The 13,283-nt window shown below is 74.2% G+C and carries 14 protein-coding genes; 7 read left to right on the forward strand and 7 right to left on the reverse strand.

Features of this window, described 5'->3' with window-relative positions; translation table 11 throughout:
• Positions 1–79: 79 nt before the first annotated feature.
• The 3 genes from ABZ719_RS08335 to ABZ719_RS08345 all read right to left on the reverse strand — a co-directional run bounded on the left by ABZ719_RS08335 (position 80) and on the right by ABZ719_RS08345 (position 3,519).
• Positions 80–1,048 (reverse strand): hypothetical protein, encoded by a 969-nt coding sequence (locus ABZ719_RS08335; RefSeq protein ID WP_366724401.1) that lies wholly within the window; start codon positions 1,046–1,048, stop codon positions 80–82.
• A gap of 297 nt (positions 1,049–1,345) precedes the next feature.
• On the reverse strand, positions 1,346–2,359 hold the full coding sequence (locus ABZ719_RS08340; protein WP_366724402.1) for an alcohol dehydrogenase catalytic domain-containing protein: 1,014 nt from the start codon (positions 2,357–2,359) through the stop codon (positions 1,346–1,348).
• Complete coding sequence (locus tag ABZ719_RS08345; RefSeq protein ID WP_366724403.1) at positions 2,356–3,519, reverse strand: mandelate racemase/muconate lactonizing enzyme family protein; 1,164 nt, start codon at positions 3,517–3,519, stop codon at positions 2,356–2,358. The genes ABZ719_RS08340 and ABZ719_RS08345 overlap by 4 nt, the downstream gene beginning before the upstream one ends.
• Before the next feature lie 316 nt (positions 3,520–3,835).
• On the opposite strand from ABZ719_RS08345, the gene ABZ719_RS08350 reads away from it, so the two are divergent.
• A complete protein-coding gene (locus ABZ719_RS08350) occupies positions 3,836–4,675 on the forward strand; it encodes a hypothetical protein (RefSeq protein ID WP_366724404.1) in 840 nt (279 codons plus the stop codon).
• Between the two features lie 131 nt (positions 4,676–4,806).
• Here the strand turns inward: ABZ719_RS08350 and ABZ719_RS08355 are convergent, their stop codons facing one another.
• Entirely contained in the window at positions 4,807–5,250 is a 444-nt protein-coding gene (locus ABZ719_RS08355; RefSeq protein ID WP_366724405.1) for a MarR family transcriptional regulator, read from the reverse strand.
• Between the two features lie 122 nt (positions 5,251–5,372).
• Here ABZ719_RS08355 and ABZ719_RS08360 point away from each other — a divergent pair, with 122 nt between their 5' ends.
• The 3 genes from ABZ719_RS08360 to ABZ719_RS08370 all read left to right on the forward strand — a co-directional run bounded on the left by ABZ719_RS08360 (position 5,373) and on the right by ABZ719_RS08370 (position 7,947).
• Positions 5,373–6,395, forward strand: coding sequence for an NADP-dependent oxidoreductase (locus ABZ719_RS08360; RefSeq protein ID WP_366724406.1), 1,023 nt, complete (start codon positions 5,373–5,375; stop codon positions 6,393–6,395).
• Between the two features lie 125 nt (positions 6,396–6,520).
• Positions 6,521–6,940: an organic hydroperoxide resistance protein gene (locus tag ABZ719_RS08365; RefSeq protein ID WP_366724407.1), complete on the forward strand. Its 420-nt coding sequence runs from the start codon at positions 6,521–6,523 to the stop codon at positions 6,938–6,940.
• 137 nt (positions 6,941–7,077) lie between these two features.
• The gene (locus tag ABZ719_RS08370) at positions 7,078–7,947 is read left to right on the forward strand and encodes an EI24 domain-containing protein (RefSeq protein ID WP_366724408.1); all 870 of its coding nucleotides are present in this window, start codon (positions 7,078–7,080) and stop codon (positions 7,945–7,947) included.
• Positions 7,948–7,989: 42 nt separating this feature from the next.
• Here ABZ719_RS08370 and ABZ719_RS08375 read toward each other — a convergent pair whose 3' ends face one another.
• Positions 7,990–8,985, reverse strand: coding sequence for a LysR family transcriptional regulator (locus ABZ719_RS08375; RefSeq protein ID WP_366724423.1), 996 nt, complete (start codon positions 8,983–8,985; stop codon positions 7,990–7,992).
• 67 nt (positions 8,986–9,052) lie between these two features.
• Between ABZ719_RS08375 and ABZ719_RS08380 the strand changes: the two genes are divergently transcribed.
• Positions 9,053–9,880 carry an NAD(P)-dependent oxidoreductase gene (locus tag ABZ719_RS08380; RefSeq protein WP_366724409.1) on the forward strand — a complete coding sequence of 276 codons (828 nt, stop codon included), beginning with the start codon at positions 9,053–9,055 and terminating at the stop codon, positions 9,878–9,880.
• Between the two features lie 11 nt (positions 9,881–9,891).
• Positions 9,892–10,281, forward strand: coding sequence for a RidA family protein (locus ABZ719_RS08385; RefSeq protein ID WP_366724410.1), 390 nt, complete (start codon positions 9,892–9,894; stop codon positions 10,279–10,281).
• 220 nt (positions 10,282–10,501) lie between these two features.
• Here ABZ719_RS08385 and ABZ719_RS08390 read toward each other — a convergent pair whose 3' ends face one another.
• Both ABZ719_RS08390 and ABZ719_RS08395 read right to left on the reverse strand, forming a co-directional pair.
• Complete coding sequence (locus ABZ719_RS08390) at positions 10,502–11,482, reverse strand: aldose epimerase family protein (RefSeq protein ID WP_366724411.1); 981 nt, start codon at positions 11,480–11,482, stop codon at positions 10,502–10,504.
• 14 nt (positions 11,483–11,496) lie between these two features.
• The gene (locus tag ABZ719_RS08395) at positions 11,497–12,390 is read right to left on the reverse strand and encodes an SGNH/GDSL hydrolase family protein (protein WP_366724412.1); all 894 of its coding nucleotides are present in this window, start codon (positions 12,388–12,390) and stop codon (positions 11,497–11,499) included.
• A gap of 249 nt (positions 12,391–12,639) precedes the next feature.
• Here ABZ719_RS08395 and ABZ719_RS08400 point away from each other — a divergent pair, with 249 nt between their 5' ends.
• Complete coding sequence (locus tag ABZ719_RS08400) at positions 12,640–13,134, forward strand: DUF3145 domain-containing protein (protein ID WP_037854201.1); 495 nt, start codon at positions 12,640–12,642, stop codon at positions 13,132–13,134.
• Positions 13,135–13,283 lie beyond the last annotated feature (149 nt).

Raw genomic sequence — 13,283 nt, forward strand, 5'->3', positions numbered from 1 at the left:
GGTCCGCCGGGGACCGGAAACAGATGTGTGGGATTGTGCGCGGCTGTGTGGGCTTCTGTGAAGCTCAGTTTCCGGAACGTTATGCCGGTGTGTCGAAGCGGGTCAGCGCGCCCGGCAGCCGGGAGCCCAGCGGAGCCATGTCACCGCCCGCTCCGTGCCGCTCCAGCAGGTCCAGCGCCAGCCTGCCGCGCCGCACCCGCTCCCGCGCGGTCGCCAGGGTCACTTCGCGCAGCTGGTGGCCGTACGGGTAGATCCCCGGCGCCTTCGACAGCCCGAACTTCAGGTACAGCGGCGCACCGCGCCGGATCAGCTCCGCCACCTCGTACATCCGCACATAGCCCCCGAGGTCGTCCGGCGCCTCGATGTACATGTCCATCGGCGCGGCCGACACCCGCCGGATCTCGGTGAGGTGAGCGAGCGTCAGGTCGCTGGGCACGTTCACGGAGTCGGCGCCCAGATGCTCGTAGACGGCGTACGAGGCCGGGTTGACCGGACCGATCAGCGCGGACACCTTCAGGGTGGTGTCGGCCGGGACGATGCCGGCCAGCCGCGCCCGGTGCAGCGTCCACAGCACGCCCTCGTCGGCGACGAGCAGGCACTTGACGCCCAGCTCCGTCGCCCGCACCGCGTCCTCGACGCAGCCGGCGACCGCGTCGTGGCCGCGGGCGCGCAGCCCCGCCCCGCGCGAGTCGGTGCGCACCGAGGCGCCGGTGTCCCAGGTGCCGCGCGGCCCGGTGAACAGGCACAGCTCGATGCCGCGTTCGGCGGTCGCCTCGACCATCTCGGTGATCTCGGCGTCGGTCAGCATCCACACGCCGCTGCCCTGGCTGATCCGGTGGATCGGCACGTCGAGCCGGGAGGACTCCTTCAGGACCGCCGCCAGCGCCTCGGGGCCCTCGCACGAGGGGATCTCGGTGCGCCAGCGGCCCCCGCCGGGGAAGGTGTGCGGGGAGGCGTCGGCGGGATCGGGGGCGGGGGCGGCGAGGCCGAGCGCGGTGAGCGCCGGCTCACCGGGCCTGCGGGCTGCCGTGTCGGGAGCGTCGGTCACAAGCTGTCCTTCGGGTCGAGCGAGCCGTGTCCGGTGTCCCGGACAGGGTTCGTGGCTCATGGCGTGGAAGCGTCGGAGAGGTGGCGGTGGGCGGTGCACCGCCCGCGGGACCGTCAGGCCGTCCCGCGGCCGGCGTCCGGTGCGGAACCGTCCGGAGCCCGGTGCGGAACCGGCCGGCGTACGGTCACGGGCGGACCGGCGTACGGTCACGTCCGGGCCGTGCGGGCCCCGGGCGGACCGGTGCCCGGACGGGGGCGGACCGGCGTGCGGTCACGCGTGGACCGGACCGCCGTGCGGTCACGGGCGGAGCAGGATCTTGCCGACCTCCGGATCACCGGACCCGGCCAGTTCGACGGCGTGCGCGAAGTCGGTGAGCGGGAGTTCGTGGGTGACCAGCGGCAGGGGGTCGAGCAGGCCGGCCGCGAACACCCGCACGGTGTGCGCCCAGGCCTCCGGCGGCGCTCCGAAGACCGTCTGCACCTCCAGTTGCCGGACCACCAGGTCGGTCGGGTCGAGCCCGTCGGCGCCGGGTGCGGGGATGCCCGTCAGGACCAGCCGCCCGCCGCGCCGCAGCAGCGCGGCGGCGGTGCGGGCCGCGTCCGCCGACCCGGCGGTCTCGACGACCACGTCGAAGCCGCCCGGGAGCGCGGGATCGTCCTTGGTGCGGAAGTCCGTCGCCCCGAACCGCCGCGACAGCGCCTCCCGGTCGCCGCGGGTGCCCACCACCAGCAGATCGGCCGGTGAGAGCGCCTTCAGGAACTGCACGGCGAACATGCCGAGCGTGCCGGTGCCGACCACGGCGACCCGCTCGCCCGGCCGGGCTCCGGCCTTGAGCACGGCGGCGGCGACGCACGCGGCGGGCTCCAGCAGGGCGGCGGCGGTGAGGTCGGCCTCGTCGGGCAGGACGTGCAGCAGCCGGGCCGGCAGCGTGAGCGTGCCCGCCATCGCGCCCGGCTGGGTGAAGCCGGTCTCCTCGTACCCGGCGGTGCACAGGGTGGTCTGTCCGGCGTGGCAGCGGTCGCAGACCTGGCAGTTGCGGAACCCCTCCCCGACCACCTTGCGGCCGGTGAGGGAGGCGGGCACGCCCGCGCCCACCGCCCGCACCGTGCCGGACCACTCGTGGCCGGGCGTCAGGGGGTAACGGACGTACCCCTCGGGCCGGTTGCCCTGGAACACCTCGCGGTCGCTGCCGCAGACGCCGGCCGCGTGCACGGCGACCAGCGCCTCGCCCGGGCCCGGCTCGCGCGGCGTGTGCGGCACGAGCCGGTGCTCACCGGGTGCGTCGACGACGACGGCGGTGGCGGCGCTCACTTCGTGCCCTTGGGCTTGCGGGTCTCCCAGCCCTCGGCCCACAGGTCGAACCGGGCCTGCTGCTGCGGGAACTCGGCCGCCGCGTCGACGTCCAGCTCCACGCCGAGACCGGGTGCCTGGGAGAGGTGGAAGCAGCCGTCCTCCGGGTCGACCCGCGGGGCGCCCTTGACGACCTTCTTGATCTCCGCGTCCGCGAAGTCGTTGAAGTGCTCCAGGATCTTGAAGTTGGGGGAGGTGAAGCCGACCTGGAGGGAGGCGGCGGTCAGCACGGACCCGCCGACGTTGTGCGGGGCGACCAGCATGTAGTGCGTCTCGGCGGTGGCCGCCAGCTTGCGGGTCTCCCAGATGCCGCCGATGTGGCCGACGTCCGGCTGGATGATGTCGACGGCCTGGTTCTCGAACAGCTCGCGGAACTCGATCCGGTCGTGGATGCGCTCACCCGTGGCGACCGGCAGGTCCACCTTCGCGGCGACCTTCTCCAGCGCCTTCAGGTTCTCCGGCGGCACCGGCTCCTCCAGCCAGGCCGGCTTGAAGGGCGCCATCTCCTTGGCCAGCCGCACGGCCGTGGCGGGGGAGAAGCGGCCGTGCATCTCCAGCATCAGCTCGGCGTCCGGGCCGATGGCGTCGCGTACGGCCTCGATCAGCGAGACGGCGTAGAGGGTCTGCTCGTGGTCCAGCTCGAAGTGCCCGGTGCCGAACGGGTCGATCTTCAGCGCCCGGTAGCCGCGCTCCATGACCCCCTGCGCGGCCTTGTGGTACGCCTCCGGGGTGCGCTCGGTCGTGTACCAGCCGTTGGCGTACGCCTTGACCTTGTCGGTGACCTTCCCGCCCAGCAGCTGCCACACCGGGACACCGAGGGCCTTGCCCTTGATGTCCCAGCAGGCCATCTCCACGACCGCGATGCCGGACATGACGATCTCGCCCGCGCGGCCGTAGTCGCCGTACTTCATGCGGCGCACCAGGTCCTCGGCGGCGAACGGGTCCGACCCGAGGATGTGGTTGGCCTCGGCCTCCCGCAGGTAGCCGATCAGCGCGTCGGTGTGGCCCAGCATCCGGGTCTCGCCGACCCCCGTGATCCCTTCGTCGGTGTGCACCTGGACGTAGGTCAGGTTGCGCCACGGCGTTCCGACCACGTGTGTGCTGATTCCGGTGATACGCACGGCAGTTGCCCCTCAGCTGTTCGTGATTGCTGTACTGGCTGTTCGAGATGACTGTTGCAAGGTGACCGGACGGCCCGGTCCCGTCCGGCCCGGCCCGGTCCGGCCCGCCCTGGCCCGGCTTCCGGTCCGATCCGTTCGATATTTCGTCACGCGTTCGAAATGCTGGCGTGACAGTAAGGAAGCGCCGGGGGGAGTGTCAATGGGGCGGACAGGTAACGGTTTCGGCAAGCCTTTCGGGAGTTCTCGCGTTCCCCCACGGAACCTTCACAGGCGCCCCTAGGAACGGCGCCCGCCCGGAACTTAGTCTTCCCGCGTCATGAACTACTGCCACCCGTGCCGACGGCATCTCAACGGCGCTCTCGCCTGCCCGGGGTGCGGCACCCCGGCCGAATCCCTCCCGGCGGACGCGGAGGAGGCCGAACTCCCCGTCGCGGGAGCTGAGTTCACGGCGGGGGAGCGGCCGGAGCACGAGGCCGGCGACACCGGCCGTGCTCCGGCGCCGGGGCGGGCGGCGCGCCGCAGGGCGCGGGAAGAGGGGCGCGGCGCACCCGTCGAGGAGGCCACCGGCAGGGCGGCGCGGCGGGCGGCGGGCGGCGGTGCGAGCCGCCGGGACCGCAAGGCGGCGGCCCACCGCAGACGGCGCCGCAAGGCCCTGCTGATCACCGCCGGGTTCGTGCTGGCGGCGGGTGGGCTGAGCCTCGCCGAACTGGGCTCCGACGCGCCCGGTCTGCCGGGCCTTTCCGGCTCGGGCCCCGACACCGCGGGCGACGCGGCGGCCGACGGCGGCGCGAGCCCGGACGCGGCGGCGGGCGCGACGGGGGCGGCACGGCCGCTCGCCGACGCGCCCGGGCGCACCGCGAGCGCGAGCGCGGACCAGGCCTCGGCGTCGGCCTCGCGCCAGGCGTCGCCGTCCGCCTCCGCGACGGACCGCACGCCCGAGCCGGGCGCGAGCGGTTCGGCCGGCCCGGGGCGGTCGGCTCCGGCCTCGGCGGGCGCGGTGACCGGCGCGGGCGGCGCCGCGGGGGGCGGCACGCCGTCCTCGCAGGCCCCGCAGGCACCCCAGTCCCCGGCCGCGCCGGCCTCCTCACCCCCGGCCCCGCACCCGACCCCCACGCCGACGCACACGTGCAACCGGTTCCTGTGGTGGTGCACGTAACCCGGTGAGGAGCCGCGACCGCGCGGCACCCGGCCTCAGCCGCCGCGCGTCACTCGACGGCGACCGGAGGCCGACGGGACCGAATGCCGCGGGTGGGCCCACCGGCCCGGGCGGCCCGGGTGGCCCCTCGGTCAGGCGCCCGCCACCATGCGTCGCAGCAGATCCCGCAGCACCCGCCGCTCCTCGTCGCTCAGTCCCGCCAGCGGCTCGCGCGCGAAGCGCAGCCCCTCGCGCAGGTCGCGTGCCACCCGGCGCCCCTCCTCCGTCGCCGCCGCCAGCTTCACCCGGCGGTCGGCCGGATCGGGCCGCCGCTCCGCGAGCCCGCGCGCCTCCAGACGGTCCACGATGCCCGTCACGTTCGACGGCTCGCACTTCAGCTTCTGCGCGAGCTTGCGCATCGGCAGCGGTTCCACGGACAGCAGGCTCAGCAGCCGTGCCTGCGGGCCGGTCAGCGCGTGCTCGCCCGCGGCCTCCTCGTAGTCCGCGTAGAACCGGGCCACGACGTCCCCGATCAGCTCGACGACCTCCAGTGCCAGGGCGTCGGGGCGGCGGGGGCGCGGATCAGTTGTGGCCATGGCGACCAGGGTACCCGCTTACTTGACAACCTGAAATATCCAGGAGCATGGTTGTTTCAGGTACTGAAGTATTTGCGGCTCTGCCCGGACGGGCCGAGCCGCACCGACGAGAGGCGCACCCCGTGTCCGACACCCCCACACTTCCCGCCGCCGGCCGTGAGTGGCACCTGCTCAGCCGTCCGGTCGGCTGGCCCAAGCCCGAGGACTTCGCCCTGGTGGAGGCCGAGTTGCCGCAGCCGGGCGAGGGCCAGATCCTCGTACGGAACGAGTACCTCTCCGTGGACCCGTACATGCGCGGCCGGATGAGTGCCGCCAAGTCGTACGTGGCGCCCTACGAGCTGAACGAGCCCATGCAGGGCGGGGCCGTCGGACAGGTCGTCGCCTCCCGCGCCGAGGGCGTCGCGGTCGGCGACCACGTCCTGCACTTCGGCGGCTGGCGCGAGTACGCGGCCGTGGACGCCGCCCAGGCCGTCAAGGTCGACCCGGAGGCCGCGCCGCTGTCGGCCTACCTGGGTGTGCTCGGCATGACGGGTCTGACCGCCTACGCGGGCCTGCTGCGCACCGCCTCCTTCAAGGAGGGTGACGCGGTCTTCGTCTCCGGCGCGGCCGGCGCGGTCGGCAGCCAGGTCGGGCAGCTCGCCCGGCTCAAGGGCGCCTCGCGGGTCATCGGCTCGGCCGGGTCCGGCGAGAAGGTGAAGCTCCTCGTCGACGAGTACGGCTTCGACGCCGCCTTCAACTACAAGGACGGCCCGGTCTCCGAGCAGCTGCGCGCCGCCGCCCCCGACGGCGTCGACGTGTACTTCGACAACGTCGGCGGCGACCACCTGGAGGCCGCCATCGGCTCCCTCAACCGGGGCGGCCGGATCGCGATCTGCGGCGCCATCTCGGTCTACAACAACACCGAGCCCGCCCCCGGCCCGAAAAACCTGGCCCGGCTGATCCAGACCCGCGGCCGGATCGAGGGCTTCCTGGTGGGCGACCACTACGACCTCCAGCCGCAGTTCGTGCGCGAGGTCGGCCCCTGGGTGCGCTCGGGCGAGCTGAAGTACCGCGAGACGGTCGTCGAAGGGGTGGAGAACACGCTGGAGGCGTTCCTCGGGGTGCTGCGCGGCGACAACACCGGAAAGATGATCGTCAAGCTCTGAGCGGGGCCGCGGTCCCGTCCGGCCCGGCAGGCGTTCCCTGGATTTCCGACATGCGGTAACTTCTTTCCGAAACCGCTGGCGACCGTGGGCGCGAGTCGCGGCGGACCGAGGAGGAGACGCACGCTATGGCCATCCAGCAGTCCGACGTCCTGTACACCGCCGTCGCCACCGCCGAGGGCGGACGCGACGGCCGGGTCGCCACCGACGACGGCAAGATCGACGTCGTCGTGAACCCGCCCAAGGAGATGGGCGGCAGCGGCAGCGGAACCAACCCCGAGCAGCTGTTCGCCGCCGGCTACAGCGCCTGCTTCCAGGGCGCCCTCGGCGTGGTCGCCCGCCAGGAGGGCGCCGACATCTCCGGCTCGACCGTCACCGCCAAGGTCGGCATCGGCAAGAACGAGGACGGTTTCGGGATCATCGTGGAGATCTCGGCCGCCATCCCGAACGTCGACGCGGCCACCGCGAAGAGCCTGGTGGAGAAGGCGCACCAGGTGTGCCCGTACTCCAAGGCCACCCGCGGCAACATCACCGTGACGCTGGCCTGAACCGGTCGTTGCCCCGTACGGCGGCGGTCGCACCTCTGGACGTGGGGTGCGGCCGCCGCCGTCGCGCGCCGGGGCCGGGCCGCCGTCGCCCCCACCGGCGGGTCCGGGCCGCAGCAGCCCCTCGCTACAGTGACCCCATGCGTGATCTCGGGGTGGGGTTCGGTTATCTCCTGAAGGGCCAGCGGTGGATGGCCCGGCACCGGAGGTCGTACGGTTTCGGCCTGCTCCCCGGTCTGATCACCCTCGTCCTGTACGCCGCGGCGCTCACCGCGCTCGCCCTGTGGGGCACGGACGCCGTCGGCTGGGCCACCCCCTTCGCCGACGGCTGGCCGAGCCCCTGGCTCGGCCTCTTCCGCGGCTTCCTCACGGCGGTGCTGTTCGCCCTCGGCCTGCTCCTGGCCGTCGTCACCTTCACCGCCGTCACCCTGCTGATCGGCCAGCCGTTCTACGAGAGCCTCTCCGAACAGGTCGACCGGGACGCCTCCCCGGACGGCACCGCACCCGAGTCCGGCCTGCCGCTCTGGCGCGAACTGTGGATCTCGGGACGCGACAGCCTCCGCGTCCTGGTCCGCGCCGCCCTGTGGGGCGTCCTGCTCTTCGGCCTCGGCTTCCTGCCCTTCGTCGGCCAGACCGTCGTCCCGGTGATCGGGTTCTTCGTCACCGGCTTCTTCCTCACCGAGGAACTGGCCGCCGTCGCCCTCCAGCGCCGTGACGTCGACCTCCGCGCCCGCCTGCGCCTCCTGCGCTCCCGCAAGACCCTGGTCTGGGGCTTCGGAACCCCGCTGGGCCTGGCCTTCCTGGTGCCGTTCGTCGCCGTGTTCCTCATGCCGGGCGCGGTCGCGGGCGCCACCCTGCTCGCCCGGGACCTGCTGGACGAGGGGACGGGCGAGGGCGCGGGCGGCGAGCGGGACGGGCAGCGGGGCCACCGCCCGGACGCGGAGGCGGGCGAAGCGGAGACGGACGGCGGTCCCGCGTTCACCCGGGACCGGCACCCGCGGCCGGCCTAGTTCCTGGCAGAGGCCCCTCCGGCGGATCGGGCCACGGGGAACTCACGGCCCCTGACCGCCCGGGGCGTGATCCGCCGGACGGGCCGTCGCACCCACCGCCTGAGCCGCCTCCCGCAGCACGCCGATGAACGCCTTGGCGGCCGGCGAGGGCGAGCGCCCCCGCACGGTCGCCGCGTACACCGCGCGGGCCGGCGCGTCCTCGTCGCGCACCGGGAGCAGGGTGACGTCCGGCCGTACGGACGCGGCGGCGAGCGCCGGGACCAGGGCGACCCCCAGACCTGCCGCCACATAGCCCTGCTTGGCGGTCCACTCGGCCACGACGTGCGCGATCCGCGGCCGGAACCCCGCCCGCAGCGCCGCGTCCAGCAGGGTGCCCTCCGGGCGGGCACTGCCCGACACCCAGTCGGCGCCGGCGAGCTGACGCAGCCGCACGGGTCCGGGACGGTCCGCCAGGGGATGCCGGGCCGGGACGGCGACGTACAGGGACTCGTCGAGCAGGTGGTGCAGCGTGTACGCCTCCAGCGGCGCCCGCCCGGTGGTGGAGACCACCGCCAGGTCGAGGTGCCCGGCGGTGAGCCGTTCCAGCAGCCCGGCGGTCAGACCCTCCTCCCGGGTGACCCGGACGCCCGGACGGCGGGCCCGGAAGGCGGCCAGCGCCCACGGCACCAGCGCCGCGTCGGCCGAGGCGAACGCCCCGAACCGCAGCCGCCCGCCCGTCGCCTCGCGCAGCGCCGCCAGTTCGCGCACGGCACCGTGCAGCGACTCGGCGACGGCCCGCGCGTGCGGGACGAGCGTGCGCCCCGCCTCGGTGAGCCGCACCCCGCGCGGCAGCCGGTCGAACAGCGGGGCGCCGCCGAGCGCCGCCTCGAGCGCGGAGACCTGCCGGGACACCGCGGACTGGGTCCAGCCCAGGGTCCGCGCCGCCACGGTGAACGACCCGCACCGGTCCACCTCCAGGAACACCCGCAGCCACAGCGTGGACAGATCGGGGACGGCGTCGTCGCGCCCGGACCCGGCGGGGCCGTCCCCGCCATGCATGTTCGGCATGTCAGCCATGCCATTGATTCGCTTGTCGCATCACGTGCCCGACCTTAGCGTCGACGGCATGCAGCACAGGGAGAAGATCGCCTTTCTGGGGCTCGGCCGTATGGGCACGCCCATGGCCCGCCGGCTCCTCGCCGCCGGGCACCCCTTGACCGTCTGGAACCGCACGGCGGCCAGGACCGGCCCGCTGGTCGCCGAGGGCGCCGTGCACGCGGACCGCCCCGCCGACGCCGTCCGGGACGCCGACGTGGTCATCACGATGCTGGCCGGTCCGGACGCGCTCGCCGAGGTCGCCGACGCCGTCCTGCCCGCCCTGCCCGACGGCGCGCGCTGGGTTGAGATGTCCACCGTGGGCCCGGACGCCGTACGCGCGCTGGCCGCCCGCCTCGACGGCCGGGCCGTCCTCGTGGACGCCCCGGTCACCGGCAGCACCGACCGGGCCGCCGACGGGAGCCTCGGCATCCTCGCGGGCGGCGCGGCGGCCGGGGTGGAGCACATCCTGGCCCGCCTCGGCACCGTCACCCGCACCGGCCCCCTCGGCACCGGGGCCGCGCTCAAACTGGTCGTCAACACCGCGGTGATCAGCGGCGTCGTCCTCGTCGCCGAGGCACTGCGACTGGCCGACACGCTCGGCGTCGACGGGGAGACGGCCCGCACCGCGCTGGCCGGCGGCCCGCTCGCCGGGGCGGTCGCCCGCGCCTTCGCCGAGGACGCCCACTTCGCCACCGCGCTGGCCGTCAAGGACCTCGCGCTCGCCACGGCCACCGCCCGGCTCCCCGCGGTGCAGGCCGTGTCGGCGGCGCTGCGGCAGGCGGCCGGGGAGCCGGGGCTCGCCGGCGCCGACCTGTCCCGGGCCGCCGCCCGGATCCGTACCACCACCAGCGCGTGAGGAGCAGCACCGTGCAGACCACCCTCGACAACCCCGCCGACGCCCCCCAGCCGCTCAGCCCCTACTACTCCCAGGTCGCCAGGGTCGAACACGCCGACGGCAGCGCCCTGCTGTTCCTCTCCGGCCAGATCGCCGAGGGCGAGACGCTCGCCGAGCAGAGCGAGGGCGTCTTCCGGGCCGTCGCCGCGCTGCTGGAGGCGCACGGCGCGAGCTTCGCGGACGTCATCGGCGTGCGCACCTACCTCACCGACATCAGCCGGCTCGCGGAGTACGGCGCCGTGCGGCAGCGGTTCCTCACCGGCACCCCGCCCACCAGCCTGACCGTCGAGGTGCCGCGGCTGTTCCGGCCCGGGGCGCAGATCGAGGTGGAGGTGGTGGCCGCCGTGCCCGGCCGTTTGTGAAGGGTTCGTACGAGGTTCCGGCCGGGCGCCTCCTGCCCGGCCGTCGCGCTCCCGCGGCGATTAGGGTCGGATCCGGGGCAAGCCCCCCACGTACAGCCCCGGCCCGGGACCTGACCCCTGGACCGGGGCTCGTGGCGTCCCGGCCGGATGCGGCGGACCCCAGGCCCCAAACGGCCGCCGTTGGCGCGGCCGCCCCCGAGTTCTGTCCCGCCGGGCGGGCCTACCGCATCGAGAAGCCGTACACCGTCTCCGAGCGGAACACCTCGCCCGGACGCAGTACGGTGCTCGGGAAGTCGGGGCGGTTGGGGGAGTCGGGGAAGTGCTGGGTCTCCAGGGCGATCCCGGCGCCCGGCGCGAACGGGCCGGCGGACAGGTGGTCGGCGGTGTAGAGCTGGAGGCCCGGCTCGGTCGTCGCCACCGTCAGCACCCGCCCGGACGTCGGGTCGTACAGCTCGGCGGCCTCCTCCGCCCGCTCGGTGACCCCCTTGTCCAGGACGAAGTTGTGGTCGTAGCCCGCGCCTGCCGTGCGCGCCCGGCGGAAGTCGAAACGGGTCCCCGTCACGTCCGCCGCGGCGCCCTCGGGGATCAGCCGTGCGTCGACCGGGGTGTAACGCGAGGCCGCCAGGCGCAGTTCGTGCCCGGCCGCCTCCCCGGAGCCGGCGCCCCCCAGGTTCCAGTAGGAGTGGTTGGTCGGGTTGAACACGGTCGGCGCGTCCGTGACCGCCTCGTAGCGCAGGTGCAGGGCGCCCGAGGCGTCCAGCGTGTAGGTCACGGTGACCTCCAGACGGCCGGGGAAGCCCTCCTCGCCGTCCGGGCTGACCCGGGACAGCCGCACGCCGTGCTCGACCGGCGCCACGTCCCACACCCGCTTGTCGAACCCGCGCTCGCCGCCGTGCAGCGTGTTGGCGCCCTCGTTCGGCGTGACCGTGCACGGCCGCCCGTCCAGTTCGAAGCGGCCGCCGGCGATCCGGTTGGCGTACCGGCCGACCAGGGCGCCGAGGTACGGCTCCGGATGGGTGAGATAGCCGTCCAGAGCGGCGAAGCCCAGCACCACGTCCGCCGTGCGCCCGTCCCGGTCCGGGACCTCGGCCGACTGCACGATCCCGCCGTACGACAGCACGCGCACCCGCACTCCGGCCCGCTCCAGCGTCCAGCGGTGCACCGGGGTGCCGTCGGAAAGTGTGCCGAAAAGTTCGTTCATGAGGGAAACTGTAGTCACGGGTTCCTGGCGGTGACAGTGCGGTAGGCGATCTCCGCGAGCCTGGCCTGGCCGTTACGGCTGGGGTGGAACCAGTCCCAGTGGCTGAGCTGCTTCGTGTCGAACTCGTAGTCGAAGACGGCGTTCTTGTCGAAGCGGCAGCGGCGGTCCTTCGCGCACACCTCGGCCAGCACCTTGTTGTACTCCACCACCCGGGCCTGCACCGTCTCCCGCCGCCGGGTCGCCGCCGGGTCCAGCGCGTCCGCGTCGCCCAGCATCGACGGGCAGATGCCCAGCTTCCAGACCTGCTTGCCCAGCGCGTTGGTGCGGCCCTCGGACCACAGCCGCTTCAGGTTCGGCACGCTGGAGACGTACACCTCCGTCTTCGGCAGCGCCTGGCGCAGCGCGTCCATCGCCGACTGGAACTGCCTGCGGAAGTCCGCCACGGACGTCATCTGACCGGTGGAGTCGCGGCAGGCGTCGTTGGCCCCGGCCATCACCGTCACCAGCTCCGGCCTGTGGAGCACCGCCCGGCTCATCTGGCCGCGCAGATCGGCCATCCGGGAACCGGTCACCGCCTCGTTCCAACTGCGCTGGGCCGCGCCCGTCACGCCGAGCAGCCGCACGGCCAGGCTGTCGACGCCCGCGTCGCTGCCCGTCGCCCAGGACACCTCCGGACAGTCCGTCAACACCATGCACGCGTCGAAGCCGCGGGTGATGGAGTCGCCGACCGCCGCGACGGAGTCCGGGTGGGTGTCCCACAGCGGCGGCGACGCGGACGGTGCCGCCCCGGCGCCCGCGTCCCGGTCGCCGGAGACACCCGCACCGGCCGCGTCACAGCCCGCGACGGCCAGCACGGCAGCCGCCGTGACCGCGTGGACGGCGCGCAGCCGGTGACTTCGCTTCCGCATGGCCGGTGCTCCCCTCGGTCGTCGTGCGGTGGTCCCTTCCAGAACAACGTCTGAGGGTTCCCACCCTCACCCGAGGTGACGGCGCGCACCCGTACAAGCGTCCCCCTGGGTGAATGCGGGGTGTTTCCGGACCCCGGGACCGACGGTACGTCACACTCCCCACCCCGTCGCACGGTAGCCTCGCCATCAACGTGGCCGTCGCGCCACTGCCGCCCGCCCGCCCCTGACCCGCTCTGCCCGGAGGTCCCGGTGACGACACGTGGAGTTCTGTACGTGCACTCCGCGCCGCGCGCGCTGTGCCCGCACGTCGAGTGGGCCGTCGCGGGGGTGCTCGGCACGCGCGTCAGCCTGGACTGGATCCGCCAGCCCGCCGCTCCCGGCACCTGGCGCTCGGAGTTCTCCTGGCAGGGCGAGGCGGGCACCGCCTCCAAGCTCGCCTCCGCGCTGCGCGGCTGGCAGCTGCTGCGCTTCGAGGTCACCGCCGAGCCCTGCGCCACCGCCGAGGGCGAGCGCTACAGCTGCACCCCCGACCTCGGCATCTTCCACGCCGTCACCGGCATCCACGGCGACATCCTCATCCCCGAGGACCGGCTGCGCGCGGCGCTCACCCGCTCCCAGCGCGGCGAGACCGACCTGGAGGCCGAGATCGCCAAGCTCCTGGGCAAGCCCTGGGACGACGAACTGGAACCCTTCCGCTACGCGGGCGAGGGCGCCCCGGTCCGCTGGCTCCACCAGGTGGTCTGAGAGCCCCCGAAGGGGCCGCGGGACTCCCGCCTCTCCCGCACGAAGAACGGCGCCGGCCCGGACCCCCGCGGGGGGGACAGGGCCCCGCTGACCGCGATGGTCACCGGCTGCCTGGTCGACGCGAAGCCGGTCGACGGCGAGTTCCGCGT

The sequence above is a fragment of the Streptomyces sp. NPDC006743 genome (assembly GCF_040703815.1).
In the GTDB taxonomy this organism is placed as follows: Bacteria; Actinomycetota; Actinomycetes; order Streptomycetales; family Streptomycetaceae; genus Streptomyces.

Excerpts from the sequence above, each read along its gene's own strand:
- ABZ719_RS08350 (WP_366724404.1), top strand. The coding sequence starts at position 3,836 with ATGAACTACTGCCACCCGTGCCGACGGCATCTCAACGGCGCTCTCGCC.
- ABZ719_RS08355 (WP_366724405.1), bottom strand. The coding sequence starts at position 5,250 with ATGGCCACAACTGATCCGCGCCCCCGCCGCCCCGACGCCCTGGCACTG.
- ABZ719_RS08365 (WP_366724407.1), top strand. The coding sequence starts at position 6,521 with ATGGCCATCCAGCAGTCCGACGTCCTGTACACCGCCGTCGCCACCGCC.
- ABZ719_RS08370 (WP_366724408.1), top strand. The coding sequence starts at position 7,078 with ATGCGTGATCTCGGGGTGGGGTTCGGTTATCTCCTGAAGGGCCAGCGG.
- ABZ719_RS08375 (WP_366724423.1), bottom strand. The coding sequence starts at position 8,985 with ATGCATGGCGGGGACGGCCCCGCCGGGTCCGGGCGCGACGACGCCGTC.
- ABZ719_RS08380 (WP_366724409.1), top strand. The coding sequence starts at position 9,053 with ATGCAGCACAGGGAGAAGATCGCCTTTCTGGGGCTCGGCCGTATGGGC.
- ABZ719_RS08390 (WP_366724411.1), bottom strand. The coding sequence starts at position 11,482 with ATGAACGAACTTTTCGGCACACTTTCCGACGGCACCCCGGTGCACCGC.
- ABZ719_RS08395 (WP_366724412.1), bottom strand. The coding sequence starts at position 12,390 with ATGCGGAAGCGAAGTCACCGGCTGCGCGCCGTCCACGCGGTCACGGCG.